The following is a 19,059-nucleotide window of genomic DNA, read 5'->3' as shown; positions in this document are numbered from 1 at the left end:
CATGACCGAAACTACACTCGAACAACGTATCCGCCGCCTCGAAGACCTCGAAGCGATCCGTGATCTCACCGCCCGCTACGCCGACGCCATCAACAAAGGATGGAACGGCATTGGAAAGGGTTGCGATCATCCCCAAACAATCGCGTCGCGGACGTAAGTCAGCCACAGCCACCGGGAACCACGAGAACACCCACGGCACCGACACCGAGATGGACGCCGAGCGCCGGGCCGAATTCGGCGATGACGAGTTCGCGGATTCCCGGGATGAGGTCGCGGAGTTGGGTGGCGAGTGTGGTCGCGGCTTCTTCGGCGCCGAGATGCTGGACGGCTACCGCGGCGCCGTCTTCGCCCGCCGCGTCGACCGCTGCCGCAACGAGTTTCGCGTAGGCCTTGGAACGGGTGCGGACCTTCTCACGCAGTTCCAGCCGACCTTCGACAATCTGCAGCAGCGGTTTGGTGACCAGCTCGCTGCCGAAGAAGGCGGCGGCACTGGACAATCGGCCGCCCCGGCGCAGTTGCTCGGTACGGTTCACCAGGATGAACGCACGCGATCGGCTCGCCGCCGCGACGGCGGTTTCATAGACGATGTCGAGGGCGGCGCCGGTGATCGCGCGCCGGGCCGCCGCCAGAACCGGAAAGCCGGTGGCCAGGCCCGCGCCGAGCGAGTCGACCAGCCGGACGCGCTCCCCGGCGTCCATATCGCGGACCGCCTGCCTGCCCGCCTCCCAGGTGCCGGAGAGTTGACGTGAAAGATGCACCGCGACAACACCATCGCCGCCACTGCGATCGAGCGCCCGCTCATAGGCCACGCGCAACTCGCCCGGCGAGGCCGCCGAGGTCGTCACCGTATCCGCGCTGTAGTCGATGTCGATGGGGTCGATACCTTCGCGGATCGTGCGATCGCCGACCAGCACGTGCAGTGGTACGACGGCAATGTGCAGCTCGCCTACGAGCTCGGCGGGCAGGCTGGCCGACGAATCGGTGACGACCACAATGGCCACGGACTACCGAACCTCCTGCAGGGTCTTCACCATGGCATTGGCTACCGCGGAGTGCCCGGCCCAGCCCCAGTGGATGCCGTCGGGGTTCGCGTCGCCGGAGAAGATGTTGTCGCGCACCGCCTCACCGAGATCGACCAGCGGCACCGAGGTGCGACCGGACCATTCGCGCAGCGCCTTCACCGCACGTTCACGCCCCGAGTGCACGCGCCCGTATGCCGCGCAGTTGTGCACCGAAGGCAGCACCGCGACGACCGGAAGGCCGGGACGCAACTGCGCCAACGCTTCCCGCGACTGCTCCAGGTAGTCGACGCTCACCTTCGGCGGCAACGCCACCGGGCGCCCGAGCCGCGCAAGTTTCGGTTGCAGCCAGTTATAGGTGGCGCGTACCCCTCGACGTAACACGGGCGGCCGGACATAGCGAATGAGCTCACGCAGCGCGGTCGGCAGCGGCGAGGGCAGCGTGTCCATACCGCCGACCGCGAAAACCACCGCGCCGGCGCGCGGTACCACCGCCCAGATCCTTGGATCGCCGATCAACGCCCAGTACGCGTCGCGGCAGGTCCAGCCGATCCGGCCGACCAGCTCGACATCCCAATCGAGCTCGGCCGCAACAAGGTTCGGCCAGATCTGCGGATGATCGGCGGGCAGCCCGCCCTTCGGGCCGAAGTAGGACAGCGAATCCGCGATGACAAGCAGCACCGGTCGCGCGGATTGCTCCAGCTCTCCCCGGGCAGCCGCGGCGTTGACGGATTCGATCGCGCCTTCCGACGCACCTGCGGCACCGGATTCGGTCACCGAAACCTCGGCATCGCTTGCCGAACCACCGGACTCAGCGGAGCTTCCCGTCGACCCGGCCGCCACTTCGGGTGCCGAAGCTTCGGACACGGTATGGCCGACAACAGATTCAGCCGCACCACCGGCAGACTCGGCACTGCCGCCCGCAACTACCGGCTCGGCAGCCTCGTCAACCGAACCGGCCGACTCGTCCCCATCCGCAAGCACCGACTGCGCGGTCGCGCCGACGGACTCGCTCGGTTCCAGGGACTCTCCGGCAACACCGGCGACGGCACCCGCCGATTCGACAGATTGCGCTGCGACAGAACCGGTCTCACCGACGGCATCTACCGCACCCGAAGACTCTCCATCGCCCCCAGCACGAACGCCGGAATCAGCCACGCCCTCAGCAGAATCAGAAGCAACCTCAGATCCCGCAACAGCGGAAGCGGACTCGTCCGTCCCGCGTTCTCCCGAAGGTTCTCCCGCGCGACCGGAAGGCACATCACCACCGCTGGAGACCGCGTCGGCCACGGACTCGGTAGCGCCGGGGGCGGATTCCGCTGCGGGCAGGGCGGACTCGCCGCCACCCGCAGCACCGGGCTCGACTGATTCGGCGACCGGTTCGACAGGCTTCTTGACCGGAGGGGGTCCGAAAAGCGCATCCGGCATCGACCGTTCAGGCTTGGCCGATACACGCCGGAACAGTTCGTCCGGAACCTGCCGAATCGGATCTTCAGAGGACATCGGGGGCCACCTTCGCCGCTGCGTTCCACACATCCAGGCGCCAACCGGGCTGATCAATGCTCGGACCGTGGCTGCTCAGCTGCACCCAACTGGTGTTGGCCAATCCCCCAAGGGCTGGCCAGTTCTGCGGCGGCAGGTCGAGCAGCGCAGCCGTGAGGGCGGCGATCAGCCCGCCGTGCGCCACCAGGATGATAGTCCGGCCCGGCCAATCCTGCCGGTCGGCGAACAGTTCCTCGACCACAGGCCGCGATCGCGCACCGACCTCGAGCTTGCTCTCGCCACCGGGCGGGGTGTAGCTCGCGTCCAATCGCCAGGCCACTCGCGCGCCGGGGTAGTCGGCGTCGACATCGAGGTGGGTGAGCCCCTCCCAGTCGCCGAGGTCGGTTTCCCGCAGTCGCGTATCCGTCACGACCGGCACCGACGTGTGTTCACCCAGCGCGGAGGCGGTATCGAAGGCGCGCCGTAGATCCGAGGAGATAATGGCGATCGCATTACGCGAGACCAGTTCGCGGGCAGCCTCTTTCGCCTGGCGACGACCGAGTTCGGTGAGATCGGTGTCGATCTGGCCCTGCATCCGGTCGGTAGCGTTCCATTCGGTCTGCCCGTGCCGCAAGAGGATCAGAGTGCGGACGCCGGCATATCTACTCACTCGACGCTATCTCCGGCCTCGCCGTTCACCACCGCGGCAGCACCGAGGCCCTCCACCGGAACCACCGGACAATCCTTCCAGAGCCGTTCCAGCGCATAGAAATTGCGCTCGTCGTTGTGCTGGATGTGCACAACCACGTCGACGTAGTCGAGCAGCGCCCAGCGCCCTTCGCGGGTACCCTCGCGTCGCACCGGCTTGTGCCCGGCCTCGCGCAGCTTGTCCTCGATATTGTCGACGATGGCGTTCACCTGACGCTCGTTCGGCGCGGACGCGATCACGAAGCAGTCGGTAATCACCAACTGCTCGGAAACGTCGAGCACCACGACATCGGTCGCCAGCTTCTCGTCCGCCGCGCGCGCTGCGACCACCGCCACCTCGATGGCCTCGACAGACGCACTCATCCCTTTACCTCGCTGCGCTCGCTCACGCTCAGCTACCTTCCGCTCCGGCGGGCACGTAAAGGTGCCGCTTCGATATGTACTGGACCACCCCGTCGGGGACGAGGTACCACACGGGCCGATTCTCGGCCGCGCGGCGACGGCATTCGCTCGACGAGATCGCCAAGGCCGGGATCTCGATCATGGTCACCGCGTCGACCGGCAGGTCGCGCAAGTGTTCTGCGAGATGGTCGGCATTCAGTTCGTACCCCGGTCGGCTCACCCCGACGAACTTCGCCAGTTCGAACAATTCGGCCCAATCCTGCCATGTCAGGATGTTGGACAGCGCATCCGCTCCGGTGATGAAGTACAGCTCGGCGTCGGGATGCTTGCTGCGCATCTCGCGCAGGGTGTCCACCGTGTAGGTGACCTTGCCGCGGTCGATATCCGCCCGGCTCACCGAAAACCGGGGGTTGGAGGCGGTCGCGATCACGGTCATCAGGTAGCGGTCCTCGGCAGGGCTGACCTGTTTATCCGCTTTCTGCCACGGCTGCCCGGTTGGTACGAAGATCACTTCATCCAGGTCGAACCGATTGGCGACCTCGCTGGCGGCGACCAGGTGACCGTGATGGATGGGATCGAACGTCCCACCCATCACCCCCAGCTTGCGTCGGCGCCGACCTGTCTCGTGCATGAGTGCCGAGCTTAACGGGTCGGGCCCGGCGCGACCGGGTCGGCAACCGCCACGACGTCAACTGCTGAGGACTGCCCGCAGACCTGGCCGCAGTACACCGTCGAGCGCCGACCACGGGACCGTGATGTCGATATAGCCCATCGCGTGCGACGCGATCTCGCCGAGATAGACCCGCATACCATCGGGGACCGCCACCCAACGCTCGAAGTTCTCCACCTTCGGTTCGATGTTCTGCTTGGTGTAGGTGTTCGTGCCGACGCGCGTCTTCGGTATCAGCAGCGCGGCCTGTGCCGAGAGCGCGTCCAGCCCCTGCTGCAGATCGGTGAACACATCCGCGAGCGCCAGCGGCCGACCGGTCTCGATCTCGGTGACATGCGTGGCCTTATAGGTGGTCGGATGCAGCCAGCCGGCGTCGACCTCGATACCGAGCACACCGCTGAGCACATGGGCGCCGATGCGGGTGACCTCGCTGCGGAATCCGGTGACCTTGTAGTCCGGGCCGGCCTGCTGAATGAATTTGTCCGCCTCGGCGTGCATGCCGTCGTTGAATTCGGTGCGCGCGTCGGCCTTACCGCCCGCCACCTGTGGCAGGTCGACGCCATACCCCTCACCTTCCAGCCGCACCGTGGTCACGGTGAAACCCCAGGTCGAGTCGGGCGCGGGCGCTGCCGAAACGGATGTGGGCGAGAGCGTCGCCGTGGCCGCCCTGTCATCGGACCCGCATGCCGCGACGACGGCTACCAGGACCGCGGCCAAGAGCCCGGCGGCAGTCTTCTTCATTCGCGCTACCTCCCCATTGGATGCCGGTAACAGCCTAGTGATGCGGTTCGGCGACGCCCCGGAATACCGGCCTTCAGCCCGGCCGGTGCGCCGGCGGCGTCGAGCGGCCGCGCTGATCGTCATCATCCTGCCGCATATCCGCGAGCTGACTGCGCGTGTGCACGAGTTCGTTCGCTATCTCGGTCGATGGCGCGGTGACGGCAAGCTGCTCCAGTTCGGCGAGCAATGCGCCCATGGTCGTCAACCACGGCCGATCGTCGGCATCCGCGCCAAGACTCCACCGCTGCGCCCAGGCGGCCGAGCGCAGGCATCTGGCCCGCGCGCCGACCCGACCCAGCGTTCCCCACAACCGCGCGGCACGCAGATAGGCGACCAGCGCCTGCGCGTCCTCGTCGCAGTTGTCCAGCGCGATGGCCGCCGCCCAGATCAGGTCGGCTCGCAACTCGACGCGGCTCGGATCCTCACGCACCAAACGCGCCCCCTCGGCGAATTGTTGTGCCGCGGCACGGAAACGGCCGAGTCTGCGCAGCGATTGCGCGTATTGGCCACGAACCACGGCCATTTCGGCTGCCGGGTAGGGTGTCTTCCCGGCCATGATCGGCGGCTCGAACACGGCGACAGCGGCCTCGTCGCGACCGGCGCGGTGCAGGGCGCGCGCCGCGACGAAGGACAGGTGCACGGCGTCGGCGTCGGAGATCGGCTCCCATCGTGCGGCGGCGTTCATTGCCGCGACGGCCAATTCGAGCTCACGGCCCGGCTGACCGGAAATCACCATGACCAGCTGAGAGCTCAGGCGGGCCAGTTGTTCGGCGGGTAGAACGGACGCTCCGATCGAAAGTGCCTGCCGCAGATGCTGTTCGGCGTCCGCGGGCCGGTAGAGCAGTCGCGCGGCGGCCAGGTCGGCATATCGTTGTGCCTCGATACCATTCTCATCCCCCGCCGAGTATCCATCCCCCACCGATTCGCCACCCGGCATGCCCTGCCCCATGGCGAGCGATCCTGGTTGCGGGGGCCAATGGTTCGCTTAAAGGATTCTAATGATCCTCGCGCAGTAGTGGACTCAGCACAGCGGTGGACTCACACGGGAAGCAGCCGGGAAACCACGGCTGTCAGCTGTTTGGCCGAGCGGCATTCGTGCATCTCGATCACCTGCCCGTACTTGTCGGCGGCGGAATCGCCCGAACCCCAATTGGTGCGCATCTCGGGGTTCAGCCAGTGCGCGTGCTTGGCGGTGCGCACCAGCGACCGCAGCGTATCCAGTTCCGGGTCACGATAATTGGTGCGCGCGTCACCGAGGACCAACAGAGAGCTGCGGGCGGTGACCGCGTCGGGCCAGTTCCGCGCGAAGCCGGCCAGGGCGCTGCCATAGTCGGAATGCCCATCGGCGCTGACGACGTTCGACTCGATGAGGATTCGAGACATCGCGTCGTCGAGTTGGGTTCGTGGATCGAAGAATTGAGTCACCTCGTCGGTCTGGTCCACGAACGCGAAGATCCGCACCCGCGAGAACTGTTCACGCAGAGCGCTGACCATCAGCAGGGTGAAGTTACTGAACCCGGCCACCGAACCGGAGACATCGCACAGCAGCACCAGTTCCGGGCGGCCCGGCCGGGGTTTGCGATTCACCAGGTCGATCGGCACGCCGCCGGTCGACATCGACTTACGCAGCGTTTTGCGCAAATCGATCTCGCCACGGCGAGAATGCCTGCGCCGCACCGCAAGCCTGGACGCGAGAATCCGAGCGAGTCGTTGGGTGCCGCGCCGCATCTCGGCCAGTTCGGTCGCCGAAGCGCGCAGGAAGTCGACATCCTCCACCTGCTTCTTGACGCTGTAGCTCGCCACCCGTTCGCGGCCGATCTGTTCGGCGGCTCGCCTGCGGGTCTCGGACTCCACGCTGACCCGAAAGTCATCGATGCGTTGCCGGGCGGCTCGGCGGGCGATCTCGATATCGAAGTCGCTGGTATCGGGTCCGGCGGCCAGACCGGCAAGAATCCTGGCCAGTAGTGTTTGCGGCTGAACGTCTTTCAGCGCCTTATACGCCGAGAATGACGGACCACGGGAGGACTGGTACTGGCCGAGCTGCTCGACGATTTGACCCGCGAGCATATCCAGCCGCGCCGTGCTCTCCTCGGTCAGCAATTCGGCGAGCAACTCGCGCAACGCCTGGATGTCGACCTCACCGGTTGGTGTGCGCGGGATCTCGACATCATCGACGGCCCCGCTGCGCTCCCCCAGCGCGGCTGGGAACCATAGATCGAACAGTCCGTCGAAGGTGGCGCGATGGGTGGTCCTGCGTAGCAGCGCACACGCCAAGCCCTCGCGCACCACATCTCGGTCCAGTAGATTCAGGACGGTCACCACCCGGCCCGCGTCGACGGTCTCCGATGGACCCACCGGAATGCCGTGGGCACGTAGCGCTTCGACGAAACCCACCAGATGCCCCGCGATGCCGTGCTCGGCACTGAATTCGGTGGGTACCGATCCCGCCGTCATCGCTCAGGCCAGCTTCAGCTCGGCCAGTGCGCGCTGGTGGTCGCTCTGATGTTTGAGCACCACACCGAGGGTGGCGCGGACGGTCGTATCGTCGAGATCCTTCAGGCCGAGTGCGAGCAGCGTGCGACCCCAGTCGATGGATTCGGCGACCGACGGCAGTTTCTTCAGCTGCATGCCGCGCAGCACGTGCACGATCCGCACCAACTGCGCGGCAACCGCTTCCGACAGCTCGGGGACCCGGCTGGCCAGGATTCGACGCTCCAGTTCCTCGTCGGGAAAGTCGAGATGCAGGTAGAGGCAGCGACGCTTGAGCGCTTCCGACAGCTCGCGAGTCGCATTGGAGGTCAACACCACGAACGGCTTGCGTTCGGCGGTAATCGTGCCCAATTCCGGGACGGTGACGGCGAAATCGCTGAGCACCTCGAGCAGCAGACCCTCGATCTCGACGTCGGCCTTATCGGTCTCATCGATGAGCAGCACCGTCGGATCGGTACGCCGGATCGCGGTCAGCAAGGGCCGCGAGAGCAGGAACTCCTCGGTGAAGACATCTGATTTCGTTTCCTCCCAGTCATTCTCGGAGGACGCCTGGATACGCAGGATCTGCTTGGCGTGATTCCACTCGTAGAGCGCGCGGGCCTCATCGACGCCCTCATAGCACTGTAGCCGCACTAACTCGGCGTCGGAGGTCTGTGCCACCGCGCGGGCCAGCTCGGTCTTGCCGACACCGGCGGGCCCCTCGATGAGCAACGGCTTACCCAGCCGGTCGGCGAGGAACACCGAAGTGGCCGTGGCCTTATCGGCGAGGTAGCCGGTGGTCGCCAGCCGTTCGATCACATCGTCGACCGACGTGAAAATTGGCTGTTGCGCTGCATCGGCCACTATGAAGTCCTTCCTAACCAAAGTTCTAAACCGGCCGAACCTGGCCGTCGCCCCACACGATCCATTTGGTGGAGGTCAATTCCGGCAACGCCATCGGGCCGCGGGCGTGCAGTTTCTGCGTGGAGATACCGATCTCGGCACCGAAGCCGAACTGCTCGCCGTCGGTGAACGCGGTGGACGCGTTGACCAGCACAGCGGCCGCGTCGACCCGGCTGGTGAATTCGCGCGCCGCGGCCAGCTCACCGGTAATGATGGCCTCGGTGTGGCCGGTGCCCCAGGTATTGATGTGCTCGACGGCGGCGTCGAGATCGTCGACCACCCGCAGCGCGATATCGAGGGTGAGGTACTCCTCGCCCCAATCCTTATCATCGGCCGGTACCAATCCGGGCAGGTCGCCGTGCACCGTGACGCCGTGCCGTTGCAGTGCCTCGATCAGGCGTGGGACCGCGACGGTGGCGATCGCGTCGTCGATGAGCACCGTCTCGGCCGCGTTGCACACGCTCGGACGGCGGGTCTTGGCGTTGATCAGGATGCTCTCGGCCATGTCGAGGTCGGCGGCGGTGTGCACGTAGACGTGGCAGTTGCCGGTGCCGGTCTCGATGGTCGGCACCGTCGCGTCGCGGACGACCGCATTGATCAGCCCGGCGCCGCCGCGCGGAATGACCACATCGACCAGGCCGCGAGCCTGAATCAGGTGGGTCACGCTGGAGCGGTCGGCGCTCGGCAACAGTTGCACGGCGTCTTCCGGGAGGTCTTGTGCGGCAAGCGCTTCCCGCAGTACCGCGACCAGGGCGGCGTTGGAATGCGCGGCCGAGGACGAACCGCGCAGCAGCACGGCGTTGCCGGATTTCAATGCCAGGCCGAACGCGTCGACAGTGACATTCGGCCGTGCCTCGTACACCATGCCGACCACGCCGAGCGGGACCCGGGTCTGCTTGATCTCGAGCCCATTGGGCAGTGTCGAGCCGCGCACCACGGTTCCGATCGGGTCCGGCAGACCGGCCACCTGACGCAACCCGGAGGCGATGCCGTCGATCCGGTGCTTGTTCAGCCGCAACCGGTCGAGCAGTGACTCCTCGACACCGGCCGACTTCGCCGCGAGCAGATCCTCGACATTGGCGTCGATCACCCGGTCCGCGGCGGCGAGCAGGGCATCGGCCGCGCCATGCAGCGCGGCGTCCTTGCGGGCGGTGGTGAGCCGAGCCAGCACCCGCGACGCCACGCGAGCCTTGCGCGCGGCCTCATGTACCAGCTCGCGGGTATTTTGCTCGGTCGTCGCACCTGACGTCATGGGTTACAGCCTACGCACCCGATACGGCACCGGTTCCACCCGCTCGGGCGGCGCTGCCACCGTCAAAGGGGACATCAGCGGCGGTGTATTCGAGGCCATCCGCACCGCATCCGACACCGAACCGGCAGCGGATACCCGGACATCACTCCCGCGGCTCGATATTCATTCGGCCGCCGCGCCCGGCACCGCGATGGCACCAGTTGCCACGATATCCGGCGGGCCAGAGCTACCGTCCGAGGTGTGATCACCGATCCCAGCAAGCCAACCATCGTCGTGCTCGGCAGCATCAATATGGACCTGGTGACCACCACCGAGCACCGCCCGCAGCCCGGCGAAACCGTGCTCGGCACCGGTTTCACCATGGTCCCGGGCGGAAAGGGCGCCAATCAGGCGATTGCCGCGCAACGGGCCGGCGGGCGCGTGGAATTCCTCGGCGCCGTCGGTGACGACGTATTCGCCGGTGAACTGCGTGGCGTGCTGCGCGATTCGGGTGTCGCCATCGGGCGGCTGCGCACCGTGACGGGCCCGAGCGGAATCGCCGCGATCGTCGTCGATTCCAGTGGCGAGAACAGCATCATCGTCGTCGGCGGGGCCAACGCCACCATGACCGCGCTCACCGATGACGACCTGGCCGTCATCGCGTCCGCCGATATTCTGCTGTGCCAGTTGGAGATTCCGGTCGGCGCTGTCGCGGCGGCGGTTACCCATGCCAGCGCGAACGCTACCGTCGTCATGCTCAATCCGTCTCCGGCACAACATCTTCCGTCCGACCTGTGGGCGCACGTCGACGTGGCCGTGGTCAACTCGGGCGAAGCGAAAGACCTCGGCCACGACCTCGACCCGGTAGCCCATTTGGTGGTCACCCACGGCGCGGCAGGCGCCCACTATCGCGGCCCCGGCGGCCGGGAACTATCGCAACCGAGCCCACAGGTCGATGTTGTCGACACCACCGGCGCGGGCGACACCTTCACCGGCGCCCTCGCCACCGCTTGGCATCGCGGCCCCGAACAGGCGTTGGCCTGGGCGAGCACGGCGGGCGCACTCGCCACAACCAGGTTGGGTGCCAGCACATCGATCCCCACCCATGAACAGATCACGGCGGCCATCGAGCACGGCGACTAGGTTCATCGGCCGAGTGCCGCTCACCTGTTGAGCGCCCGAATCCCATGCACAGCCACGTGCGCTCGCTGGGATCGTCGGTGTCGGCGTCCCATCCGTCGGCGATGGCGATCACTCCGTCACGACCGGCGAGGACGCGACGCGATGCCGGTGTCGGCGGGCTCTGGGTGCCGGAAAAACGCAGTGCGGTCGCTGGGCCGCGGATCTAGCGTTAAGGGGTCGAATCAATCGAGGTAAGGATGTTCCACAATGTTTCCCGTCGAGCTGCGCGGTACCCGGGCGCAGACACTGATGTGGGCCGATGAGCACGAGGTCGATCAGGCCGCGTTGCGGCAACTGCGGAATATCGCACAGTTGCCATGGGTGCACGGCGTCCGCGTGATGCCGGATGTGCACCTCGGCAAGGGCGCGACGGTCGGGTCGGTGATCGCGATGCGGGACGCGGTCGCGCCCGCCGCGGTCGGGGTGGATATAGGTTGCGGGATGGAGAGCGTGAAGACCGATCTCACCGCCGCCGATCTGCCCGATAGCCTGCATTCGCTGCGCTCGCGCATCGAGGCGGCGGTACCGGTCGGGTTTCAGGCGCACAAGAATGCGGTCGATGTGGTGAAGCTGGGCGCGCAGTTCACCGCGACGCATGGGGATCTAGCACGGCACAAGACCGGCTGGAACCGGTTCTGGTCGGCGTTCGGCACGCTGGATACGGGCGTGCAGGCGCTGGAGTCCAAGGCCCGCAAGCAGATCGGATCACTCGGCGGCGGAAACCACTTCATCGAGGTGTGCCTCGACGAGCACGACTCGGTATGGATTCTGCTGCATTCCGGGAGCCGGAATATCGGCAAGGAACTCGCCGAACGGCATATGGCGGTGGCGCGAGTACTGCCGCACAACTCCGATCTGCCGGATCGCGATCTGGCCGTATTCCTGGCAGACACACCGGAAATGGCGGCCTACCGACACGATCTGGACTGGGCGCAGGAGTACGCCGCGCGTAATCGCGCGGTGATGCTTTCGCTGGTCTGCCGTGCGATGCGGGACGAATTCGCCGAGCGCGACGTGCATTTCGATCAGCCGATCTCGTGTCACCACAACTATGTCGCCGAGGAGATGATCGACGACCTGCCGATGTTGGTGACCCGTAAGGGTGCGGTGCGTGCCGGGGCCGGCGACCTCGCGCTGATCCCTGGTTCGATGGGCACCCGCTCATATGTGGTGCGTGGCAAGGGAAATCCGGCCTCGTTCCAGTCCGCGTCGCACGGCGCGGGCCGCCGGATGAGCCGCAACGCCGCGAAGAAGCAGTTCACCGTGGCCGACCTGATCGCGCAGACCGAGGGCGTCGAATCCCGCAAGGACGCCGGCGTGGTCGACGAGATCCCGGCCGCCTACAAGGATATCGACGAGGTTATCGCCGCTCAGGCGGATCTGGTCGACATCGTCACCACCCTGCGTCAGGTGCTCTGCGTCAAGGGCTGATACCCACTCCCCGCGCGGCTGCGGGTATCAGCGCCGCCGGACGGTAGCGGCGATACCCGCGCCGACCAGCAGCAAACCGGTGACGAGGGCGAAGCCGTTCATCAGCCAGGCGTGCAACGCCTGGTGCATTTGGTCCGACATGCGCGGCAGGTCTTCGACGAAACGCCAGGTGTCGTCGGGAAAGGTGATATGGGCGATACCGGGAATGAGGCCCCAGACCAGACCCGCGATAACCGTGCCCGCGGGCGAATAACCTGCCAGCGTCGCGACCAAGAACAACAACAGCGCGCCGCCGACCATTTGGGAGGTCGAACTCCATCGGGCGCCGGCGTCGCCCATGATGAACCACTGCCTGGCGTCCAGCGCGCCGTTGGCGGCAAGCCCGATGCCGATCGGGGTGACCACCAAGCCGATCAGCGTGCCGACAAGCGTGCGCGAGCCGGAGCCCGCAGTGCGGAACTGTGCGCCCGGCGGCGACCATGCCGGCGGTGGCGGATAGCTACTTGTCATGATGTGCCTCCTGCGCGGTACCGCGATACCGAGGGAATGGTCTCACCATATTGGCCGTCGCCCGGGGTGATTTCGCGTTTTATGAGAAACCGGCGCCGAACAGTTCGGTGTGGCGTGGCTGTCACCGATCGCGGCGGCCCGATTCGCTGTCGGTGTCATCGGGCACGATGGAGCCCATGACCACGGCGGCAGGCAGTCAAGCGATCGACCTCACCGCACCCGACCTGCGGGAGCGTGCGGAAGAACTGTTGGGCGACCTCGCGGGCCCGCGGGCGCGGCTGCGTGAGGACCAGTGGACGGCGATAGAGGCACTGGTGGTGCGGCGGCGCCGGGCACTGGTGGTGCAGCGCACCGGCTGGGGCAAGTCGGCGGTGTATTTCATCGCGGCCAAGCTGTTGCGCCGAGCCGGTCGCGGACCGACGGTGATCGTGTCGCCACTGCTGGCGCTGATGCGTAACCAGGTCGCCGCCGCGCAACGCGCGGGAGTTGTTGCGGCGACCATCAATTCGGGAAATGCCACCGAGTGGGATGAGATCCACGATCGGGTCGCGGCGGGCGCGGTCGATGTCTTGCTCGTCAGCCCGGAGCGGCTGAACAACCCGGACTTCCGCGACCAGGTGCTGCCGAAACTCGCCGCCGACGCAGGACTCATCGTGATCGACGAGGCACATTGCGTATCGGACTGGGGTCACGACTTCCGGCCCGATTATCGCCGGATCCGCACGTTGATCGCCGATCTCGGGTCCGATGTGCCGGTGCTCGCCACCACCGCGACGGCGAACGATCGGGTGGTCACCGATGTCGCCACGCAGATCGGCACTGACACCCTGGTGTTGCGCGGGACGCTGGATCGCGAGTCGCTGCATCTGTCGGTGGTGCGCTTCGATGACGCGGTCGAACGCACGGCGTGGCTCAATGGCCATCTCCGCACTCTGCCCGGCTCTGGCATCATCTACACGCTCACCGTCGCCGCCGCCCACGATCTCGCCGATGTGCTGAATTCGCACGGACACAACGTCGCCGCGTATACCGGGCAGACCGACACGGCCGAACGCGAAGCGCTCGAGACCGCACTGTTGAACAACGAGGTGAAGGCGCTCGTCGCCACCTCCGCTCTCGGCATGGGTTTCGACAAACCCGATTTGGGTTTCGTGGTGCACATCGGTGCGCCGTCCTCCCCGATCGCCTACTACCAGCAGGTCGGTCGCGCGGGCCGCGGCACCGACCGGGCCGAGGTGCTGCTGTTACCCGGCCCCGAGGATGCCAGGATCTGGAGTTACTTTGCCTCCGTTGCCTTTCCACGCGAACACATCGTGAGCGCCGTGCTGGCGGCACTCGACTTCGATAGGGCCCTGTCGACCGCGGCGCTCGAGCCGCTGGTCGAGCTGAATCGCTCCCGGCTGGAGATGGTGCTCAAGGTGCTCGACGTGGACGGTGCGGTGCGTCGGGTCCGTGGCGGCTGGATCGCCACCGGCCAGGAGTGGACCTATGACACCGAACGCTATGAACGCCTGGCCGCCGCCCGCGAGGTCGAACAGCAGGCGATGGTCGACTACCAGTCCACCACCGGCTGCCGGATGCAATTCCTCCGCCGCCAGCTCGACGACCCCGGATTGCCCGCGCTGGATGGTAATTCGCCCGGCTGCGGGCGGTGCGACAACTGCACCGGCATCCGCACCGACGTCGCGGTCGACGGGCAGGTGCTCGCCGCCACCCGCGCCCGCCTCGATCGTCCCGGCCTCGACTTGGCGCCGCGCAAACAATGGCCGACGGGTATGGCGAAACTCGGAATCTCGTTGTCCGGCAAGATCACCTCCGGCGCTGAAACCGGGCGCGTGCTCGGCAGGCTCACCGACCTCGGCTGGGGTCAACGGTTGCGCGCCCTGCTCGACGCTCCCGACGATCCCGTTCCGGACGCGGTTTTCGATGCCTGCGTCGCGGTACTTCGCGACTGGAATTGGACAACCCGCCCGACCTCGGTACTGGCGTTGGAATCCGCCCGCTACCCGGTCCTGACCGCGACCCTCGCCGCCCGCCTCGCCGAGGTCGGCCGCCTGCGCGACCTCGGCACATTACAGATCCGCCCCGACAGCCCACCCGTCTCCGCGGCCAATTCCGCCCACCGGGTCGCGGGCCTGCACGACTCATGGCTGATCCCCGACCTGAGTTCGGTCGACGGCCCGATCCTCTTGGTGGACGCCGTAACCGACACGGGATGGACGATGACCGTCGCCGCCCGCGCGCTGCGTGCGGCGGGCGCACCTGCTGTGCTGCCGTTCGCCTTGGCGACGCCTACCTGATCCGCCGCACCGTCACTGGTGGGAATCGGGCATCGTCACGGTCCGCGGATCCGTTTTCCCCAGGACTGAACCAGACGGAACCACAGCTGTGGATGTGTGCTCGTGTGGACAGAGGGCTACGCCGCGTGGATATACGCCGTCAGGGTTCCCCGCATTTCACCCGCGACTGCTGAGTCTGGGAAGTGCTTGTCGAGAAGGCCGTCGAGCTGGTTGAGCCGCTTCCGCACCCACGAAAAGTGGGCGCTGATCGGGTTGTTCAGAACCGGCGACACCGCTGCGATACTCGCGTCCAGATCACCCAGACGTGCCTTCGCCGTCGCTAGGTAGATCTGACTCAACATCTCATCGCCTGGCGACCGTTGCACCTGCCATGCGTCGATTGCGTCCTCAGACGCCTTCGCCGACTTCACTAGGGTCCGCTTGTCGTCAGACCACATCAGCGAGAAGCCGCGGTAGTAGATCTGCTTCGCTGGCGAGAACGTGAACAGGCCGGGGATTTCGTCTCGGCTAGCGGCATCGCGCGCCCGCTCTGCGGCGTCGAGAAGTTCCAATGCTCTAGCCGAGTCGCCGAGGTTGGCGACCGACGCGGCTAGCCCGCACAGCAGACGCGGTTCAGTGGTCCCGGTGGAACTGCCGACGTACTTAAGCCCATCTGTCGCGGCAGCCGCCGCCAGCTCAAAGTCCTTGGTAAATCGGAGCGCGAGAGCCTGAGTGCCCCTTGCCCATGCCCGCAGTTGATCGTGGTCGGCGCGATCGCCGAGTTGGAAGGCCGCCTGAGCGTGGACACGAGCGGTGTCTGCCTGCCCGAGGTCCAATGTCAGGTAAGAGAGGACTCCACACACTCGACCGAGCGCGACGTACAGGTCTCGGATCTCATCCGCGCTGTGCGCCCCCAACTTGATTCGGCGCATCAGCTCGGCCCGGATCTCGGTAGCCCGCGACAGTGTCCGGTCATAGGACTCGAACCGGGCGTTCTTGGCGATGTGGATGATTCCGTCATGCACCTGGTCGAGCTGAGCGCCATCAGGCGCAACAAGGAGGGATTCCGAATCGCGCCGTGCTTGTTCGAGCATCCGCACTGTGTCATCCAACCGGGAGCGCTCACGCTGGTCAGCGTCCCACGCCGCCACTAACGTGCCATTCGCCTGCAAAGTCAGGTCGGCTTGCTCAGCCCAGTTGCGATCTTTGGGCCAGCGTCGGCCTGCCTCGATGTTGCAGAGCCAGGAGTAGTCACAGAACAGGGTGCCGGCCAGCTCGCGCAGGCTGAGCCCCCGGTCAGTCCGCAACTGCCTGAGCGTGCGTCCGGTGCGTTCGGGTTCCATCCCGAGCAATTGTGTCGCCGCCGTGTCCAATTCACACCCACCCATGTGTTTTCAGATCAGGTTCCATGGCTTGGAAACAGCGTAGCCCTACTGGCCCGGCGCTACCCGTGGTCATCTAAATATGCGCCCGGAGAGGACTCTCCTGCTTCCCTCATCGAGGACGGTTTTCTCAGGGGCCGGGCGCACCCTTCTTCCCGCCTTTGAGAGGCTATGATGCTGAACCATCCACTGCCACAACGAGTTCCACTACTGGGACCGGCAAGCCCGGTCTGCTGCGATATGCCGGTCGCGGTACTCACCGAATACCTCGACGCGATGTACGAGTGGATGACCCAAATGCGCCCCGGCGGCGGGGTGGAGTGTCCCCCGCCACCGGGTGCCATCACACCTTCCGGGGTGTCGACACCCGGTCCGGACCGGGGCGTGAGCGATGCGTGAGCTGACATCGGATCCACTCGGTGATACACCCACCAGTCGATGCCGGTTCTACCGGCATACCTGCGGTCTGGCAGCCGCGATCGAACCCGAACTCGGCCGAATCACGGTGCGAGCCGACACCGTATCCGCAATCACCACGCCCGCCATCCTCGGTCAAGCGGTCAAGGTCCACATGCAGACCCGGCACTACGCGGTCGGCCCGATCATCTCCCACCCCCGCTCACAACGATGGACATTCCTGGTCCGACCCGACCTACCCGACGAAGTCCCGTTGTTCTCAGAGTTGTTCCGGCTCAACGTGACCATCGCCCGATCCGGCGCGCAGATCGCGCTACCATCACCCACCGATAGACACGCCGGGCTACGAGTCTGGATCGAACCACCCCGCGACACGTTCCGGCCACCGGGAACGGTTGTCGTGGAAGCGATCCGCGCCTGTGTCGGTGTTCGCCCACCCGGAGCGAACCGGTGAACGGTTTCGAACTCCGGGAGACGGTGCGAGACGGCGCTTCCGCTACGTGGTTCGTGCGTGACGGCGTCATCCATGTCACCAGCGTGCAGCGACCGGACGGCACCGAAACCGAACTACCCGACACACCCTCGCTGGGCGAGTCTTTCGATGCCATGCCGCGCGCCCTGTGGGACCAAATCAGCTACGAATTCGAATCGTCACGACGACCCGCCCCCGGCTGGCACGGATGGCCGCAATGAACAACAACATGCCCAGCAAGGCAATTGGTGTTCTCTCACTCGACGTGACCGGCCCGCACCTGTTGCGGGATGAACGCCTCATCACCGAGTTGGCGCAGCGGCGCGGCTACACCCTCACAGGGCTGGTCACCATCAGTGACGACACGTTCATGCCGACCACGCTCATTGTCTCGACAGCACGAGGCAAGGGAGCGGTAGCGGTCATCGCGCCCAGCATGGCCCACGTCAATAACCGCGTACGGGCTATCGCTCTGGCGTGTGACCTGATCACACCGACCAAGTTCGTGGCCTGCACCAGCATCGACCGATCACCGAGACCGAGTCATGAGTGACCAGGCTTCCCCACGACCAGATGATCCGGAGGTGCACCGCAGAGTTCCTTCTGGCCCATGAGTCTGTGTATCACCCGCAAGAGCTTTCTTTCATGTCATCAACGTGTGCGTTCGAACTGCTCGAACAGGAGAGTTCGCAGGTAGCGCACTCGCTTGCGGGCAGCTCGGACCGGCCGATCCGCTATGGTCGGACTCGTGGCAGGCAAGTCCGCGAGCGCCGCCGTCGAGTTGGATGTCGGCGACCACACGATTCGCATTTCAAATCCGGACCGGATCTACTTCCCGGGGACCGGCGCGACCAAGCTCGACCTGGTGCAGTACTACCTGAGCGTCGGGGACGGGATCGTCAACGCGCTGCGGGAGCGTCCCTGCATGCTGCACCGTTTCCCGAAGGGCCTCGCCGGTGACAAGGTGCATCAGAAGCGGCTGCCCGTTGGGGCGCCCGATTGGGTTCCGACGGTCCGGGTCTATTTCCCGCGCTACGGCAGGCACGCGGACGAGCTGTGTGTGCGCGATTTGGCCGAGGTGATCTGGGCAGTCCAGATGTCGACAGTGGAGTTCCACCCGTGGAATTCGCGGCGCGCCGATACCGAGAGCCCGGACGAGTGGCGGATCGATCTCGACCCGATGCCCGATTGCCCGTGGTCGCGGGTGCAGCGGGTCGCGGGTGTCGTACACGAGGTGCTCGACGAACTCGGGGCGGTGGGCTGGCCGAAGACTTCCGGCGGCAAGGGCATGCACGTATATGTCCGTATCGCACCGGAATTCGGGTTCAAGGACGTGCGCCGCGCCGCGCTGGCGTTCGCCAAGGAGGTCGAACGGCGTGCACCCGACGACGTCACGACCACCTGGTGGCGCCGCGACCGCGACCCCCGTCTACTGTTCGTCGACTACAACCAGAACGCCCGCGACCACACCATCGCGGCAGCGTATTCGGTACGCGGCGTATCCGACGCCACGGTCTCCACCCCGGTCCACTGGAACGAGATACCCCACATCGACCCCCGCGACTTCACCATGAAAACCGTCCCACCTCGCTACGCCCAACTCGGCGACCTACACGCCGGCATCGACAACGCGGTATTCGCGATCGACCCACTGCTGGAATGGGCCGACCGCGACGGCGTCGACGCGGACCTGGACGGAGACTGACAAAATGCCGCCGACCA

23 protein-coding genes are annotated in these 19,059 nt (G+C 66.1%); 11 read left to right on the top strand and 12 right to left on the bottom strand.

The window, feature by feature from the left end; genetic code table 11:
- The first annotated feature begins 1 nt into the window (after position 1).
- Positions 2-157 (top strand): hypothetical protein, encoded by a 156-nt coding sequence (locus LKE06_RS27730; protein ID WP_228002293.1) that lies wholly within the window; start codon positions 2-4, stop codon positions 155-157.
- Position 158: 1 nt separating this feature from the next.
- Here the strand turns inward: LKE06_RS27730 and LKE06_RS27725 are convergent, their stop codons facing one another.
- Positions 159-1,001 (bottom strand): DegV family protein, encoded by an 843-nt coding sequence (locus LKE06_RS27725; RefSeq protein ID WP_228002292.1) that lies wholly within the window; start codon positions 999-1,001, stop codon positions 159-161.
- Positions 1,002-1,004: 3 nt separating this feature from the next.
- Positions 1,005-1,721, bottom strand: a complete 717-nt coding sequence (gene octT, locus LKE06_RS27720; protein ID WP_228002586.1) for a diglucosylglycerate octanoyltransferase — start codon at positions 1,719-1,721, stop codon at positions 1,005-1,007.
- A 168-nt stretch (positions 1,722-1,889) separates the two neighbouring features.
- Between octT and LKE06_RS27715 the strand changes: the two genes are divergently transcribed.
- Entirely contained in the window at positions 1,890-2,387 is a 498-nt protein-coding gene (locus LKE06_RS27715; protein ID WP_228002291.1) for a hypothetical protein, read from the top strand.
- Between the two features lie 124 nt (positions 2,388-2,511).
- On the opposite strand, the gene LKE06_RS27710 is transcribed toward LKE06_RS27715, so the two are convergent.
- The 8 genes from LKE06_RS27710 to LKE06_RS27675 all read right to left on the bottom strand — a co-directional run bounded on the left by LKE06_RS27710 (position 2,512) and on the right by LKE06_RS27675 (position 9,685).
- Positions 2,512-3,171, bottom strand: a complete 660-nt coding sequence (locus LKE06_RS27710; protein WP_228002290.1) for a histidine phosphatase family protein — start codon at positions 3,169-3,171, stop codon at positions 2,512-2,514.
- Positions 3,168-3,572: a ribosome silencing factor gene (rsfS, locus tag LKE06_RS27705; protein ID WP_228002289.1), complete on the bottom strand. Its 405-nt coding sequence runs from the start codon at positions 3,570-3,572 to the stop codon at positions 3,168-3,170. The genes LKE06_RS27710 and rsfS overlap by 4 nt, the downstream gene beginning before the upstream one ends.
- Positions 3,573-3,600: 28 nt before the next feature.
- A complete protein-coding gene (gene nadD / locus LKE06_RS27700) occupies positions 3,601-4,242 on the bottom strand; it encodes a nicotinate-nucleotide adenylyltransferase (RefSeq protein ID WP_228002288.1) in 642 nt (213 codons plus the stop codon).
- A 57-nt stretch (positions 4,243-4,299) separates the two neighbouring features.
- A complete protein-coding gene (locus LKE06_RS27695; protein ID WP_228002287.1) occupies positions 4,300-5,022 on the bottom strand; it encodes an RsiV family protein in 723 nt (240 codons plus the stop codon).
- Between the two features lie 73 nt (positions 5,023-5,095).
- A complete protein-coding gene (locus LKE06_RS27690; RefSeq protein WP_228002286.1) occupies positions 5,096-6,010 on the bottom strand; it encodes a hypothetical protein in 915 nt (304 codons plus the stop codon).
- A gap of 89 nt (positions 6,011-6,099) precedes the next feature.
- The gene (locus tag LKE06_RS27685; protein WP_228002285.1) at positions 6,100-7,515 is read right to left on the bottom strand and encodes a vWA domain-containing protein; all 1,416 of its coding nucleotides are present in this window, start codon (positions 7,513-7,515) and stop codon (positions 6,100-6,102) included.
- Positions 7,516-7,518: 3 nt separating this feature from the next.
- Positions 7,519-8,397: an AAA family ATPase gene (locus LKE06_RS27680; protein WP_372477444.1), complete on the bottom strand. Its 879-nt coding sequence runs from the start codon at positions 8,395-8,397 to the stop codon at positions 7,519-7,521.
- Positions 8,398-8,419: 22 nt separating this feature from the next.
- Positions 8,420-9,685: a glutamate-5-semialdehyde dehydrogenase gene (locus LKE06_RS27675; protein WP_228002283.1), complete on the bottom strand. Its 1,266-nt coding sequence runs from the start codon at positions 9,683-9,685 to the stop codon at positions 8,420-8,422.
- Between LKE06_RS27675 and LKE06_RS27670 the strand changes: the two genes are divergently transcribed.
- The 3 genes from LKE06_RS27670 (at position 9,684) to LKE06_RS27660 (ending at position 12,277) form a co-directional block, all read left to right on the top strand.
- Positions 9,684-9,929, top strand: a complete 246-nt coding sequence (locus LKE06_RS27670; RefSeq protein WP_228002282.1) for a hypothetical protein — start codon at positions 9,684-9,686, stop codon at positions 9,927-9,929. The genes LKE06_RS27675 and LKE06_RS27670 overlap by 2 nt on opposite strands.
- Positions 9,926-10,807, top strand: a complete 882-nt coding sequence (locus LKE06_RS27665; protein ID WP_372477436.1) for a ribokinase — start codon at positions 9,926-9,928, stop codon at positions 10,805-10,807. The genes LKE06_RS27670 and LKE06_RS27665 overlap by 4 nt, the downstream gene beginning before the upstream one ends.
- A gap of 246 nt (positions 10,808-11,053) precedes the next feature.
- Positions 11,054-12,277 (top strand): RtcB family protein, encoded by a 1,224-nt coding sequence (locus LKE06_RS27660; RefSeq protein WP_228002281.1) that lies wholly within the window; start codon positions 11,054-11,056, stop codon positions 12,275-12,277.
- A 27-nt stretch (positions 12,278-12,304) separates the two neighbouring features.
- On the opposite strand, the gene LKE06_RS27655 is transcribed toward LKE06_RS27660, so the two are convergent.
- Positions 12,305-12,787: a hypothetical protein gene (locus LKE06_RS27655; protein WP_228002280.1), complete on the bottom strand. Its 483-nt coding sequence runs from the start codon at positions 12,785-12,787 to the stop codon at positions 12,305-12,307.
- Between the two features lie 176 nt (positions 12,788-12,963).
- Between LKE06_RS27655 and LKE06_RS27650 the strand changes: the two genes are divergently transcribed.
- A complete protein-coding gene (locus LKE06_RS27650; RefSeq protein WP_228002279.1) occupies positions 12,964-15,087 on the top strand; it encodes a RecQ family ATP-dependent DNA helicase in 2,124 nt (707 codons plus the stop codon).
- A gap of 116 nt (positions 15,088-15,203) precedes the next feature.
- On the opposite strand, the gene LKE06_RS27645 is transcribed toward LKE06_RS27650, so the two are convergent.
- Positions 15,204-16,409, bottom strand: a complete 1,206-nt coding sequence (locus LKE06_RS27645; protein WP_228002278.1) for a helix-turn-helix domain-containing protein — start codon at positions 16,407-16,409, stop codon at positions 15,204-15,206.
- 210 nt (positions 16,410-16,619) lie between these two features.
- Between LKE06_RS27645 and LKE06_RS27640 the strand changes: the two genes are divergently transcribed.
- From LKE06_RS27640 to ligD, 5 genes are all read left to right on the top strand, one after another.
- On the top strand, positions 16,620-16,847 hold the full coding sequence (locus LKE06_RS27640; protein WP_228002277.1) for a hypothetical protein: 228 nt from the start codon (positions 16,620-16,622) through the stop codon (positions 16,845-16,847).
- Entirely contained in the window at positions 16,840-17,319 is a 480-nt protein-coding gene (locus tag LKE06_RS27635; RefSeq protein WP_228002276.1) for a DNA-directed RNA polymerase subunit beta, read from the top strand. Before LKE06_RS27640 ends, LKE06_RS27635 begins: the two co-directional genes overlap by 8 nt.
- Entirely contained in the window at positions 17,316-17,558 is a 243-nt protein-coding gene (locus LKE06_RS27630; protein ID WP_228002275.1) for a hypothetical protein, read from the top strand. Before LKE06_RS27635 ends, LKE06_RS27630 begins: the two co-directional genes overlap by 4 nt.
- Positions 17,555-17,890 (top strand): hypothetical protein, encoded by a 336-nt coding sequence (locus tag LKE06_RS27625; RefSeq protein ID WP_228002274.1) that lies wholly within the window; start codon positions 17,555-17,557, stop codon positions 17,888-17,890. The genes LKE06_RS27630 and LKE06_RS27625 overlap by 4 nt, the downstream gene beginning before the upstream one ends.
- Positions 17,891-18,073: 183 nt before the next feature.
- A complete protein-coding gene (gene ligD, locus LKE06_RS27620) occupies positions 18,074-19,042 on the top strand; it encodes a non-homologous end-joining DNA ligase (RefSeq protein ID WP_372477435.1) in 969 nt (322 codons plus the stop codon).
- Positions 19,043-19,059 lie beyond the last annotated feature (17 nt).

The organism is Nocardia australiensis (genome assembly GCF_020733705.1).
Lineage (GTDB): Bacteria > Actinomycetota > Actinomycetes > Mycobacteriales > Mycobacteriaceae > Nocardia > Nocardia australiensis.
This window is presented reverse-complemented; position numbering and strand designations above follow the sequence as displayed.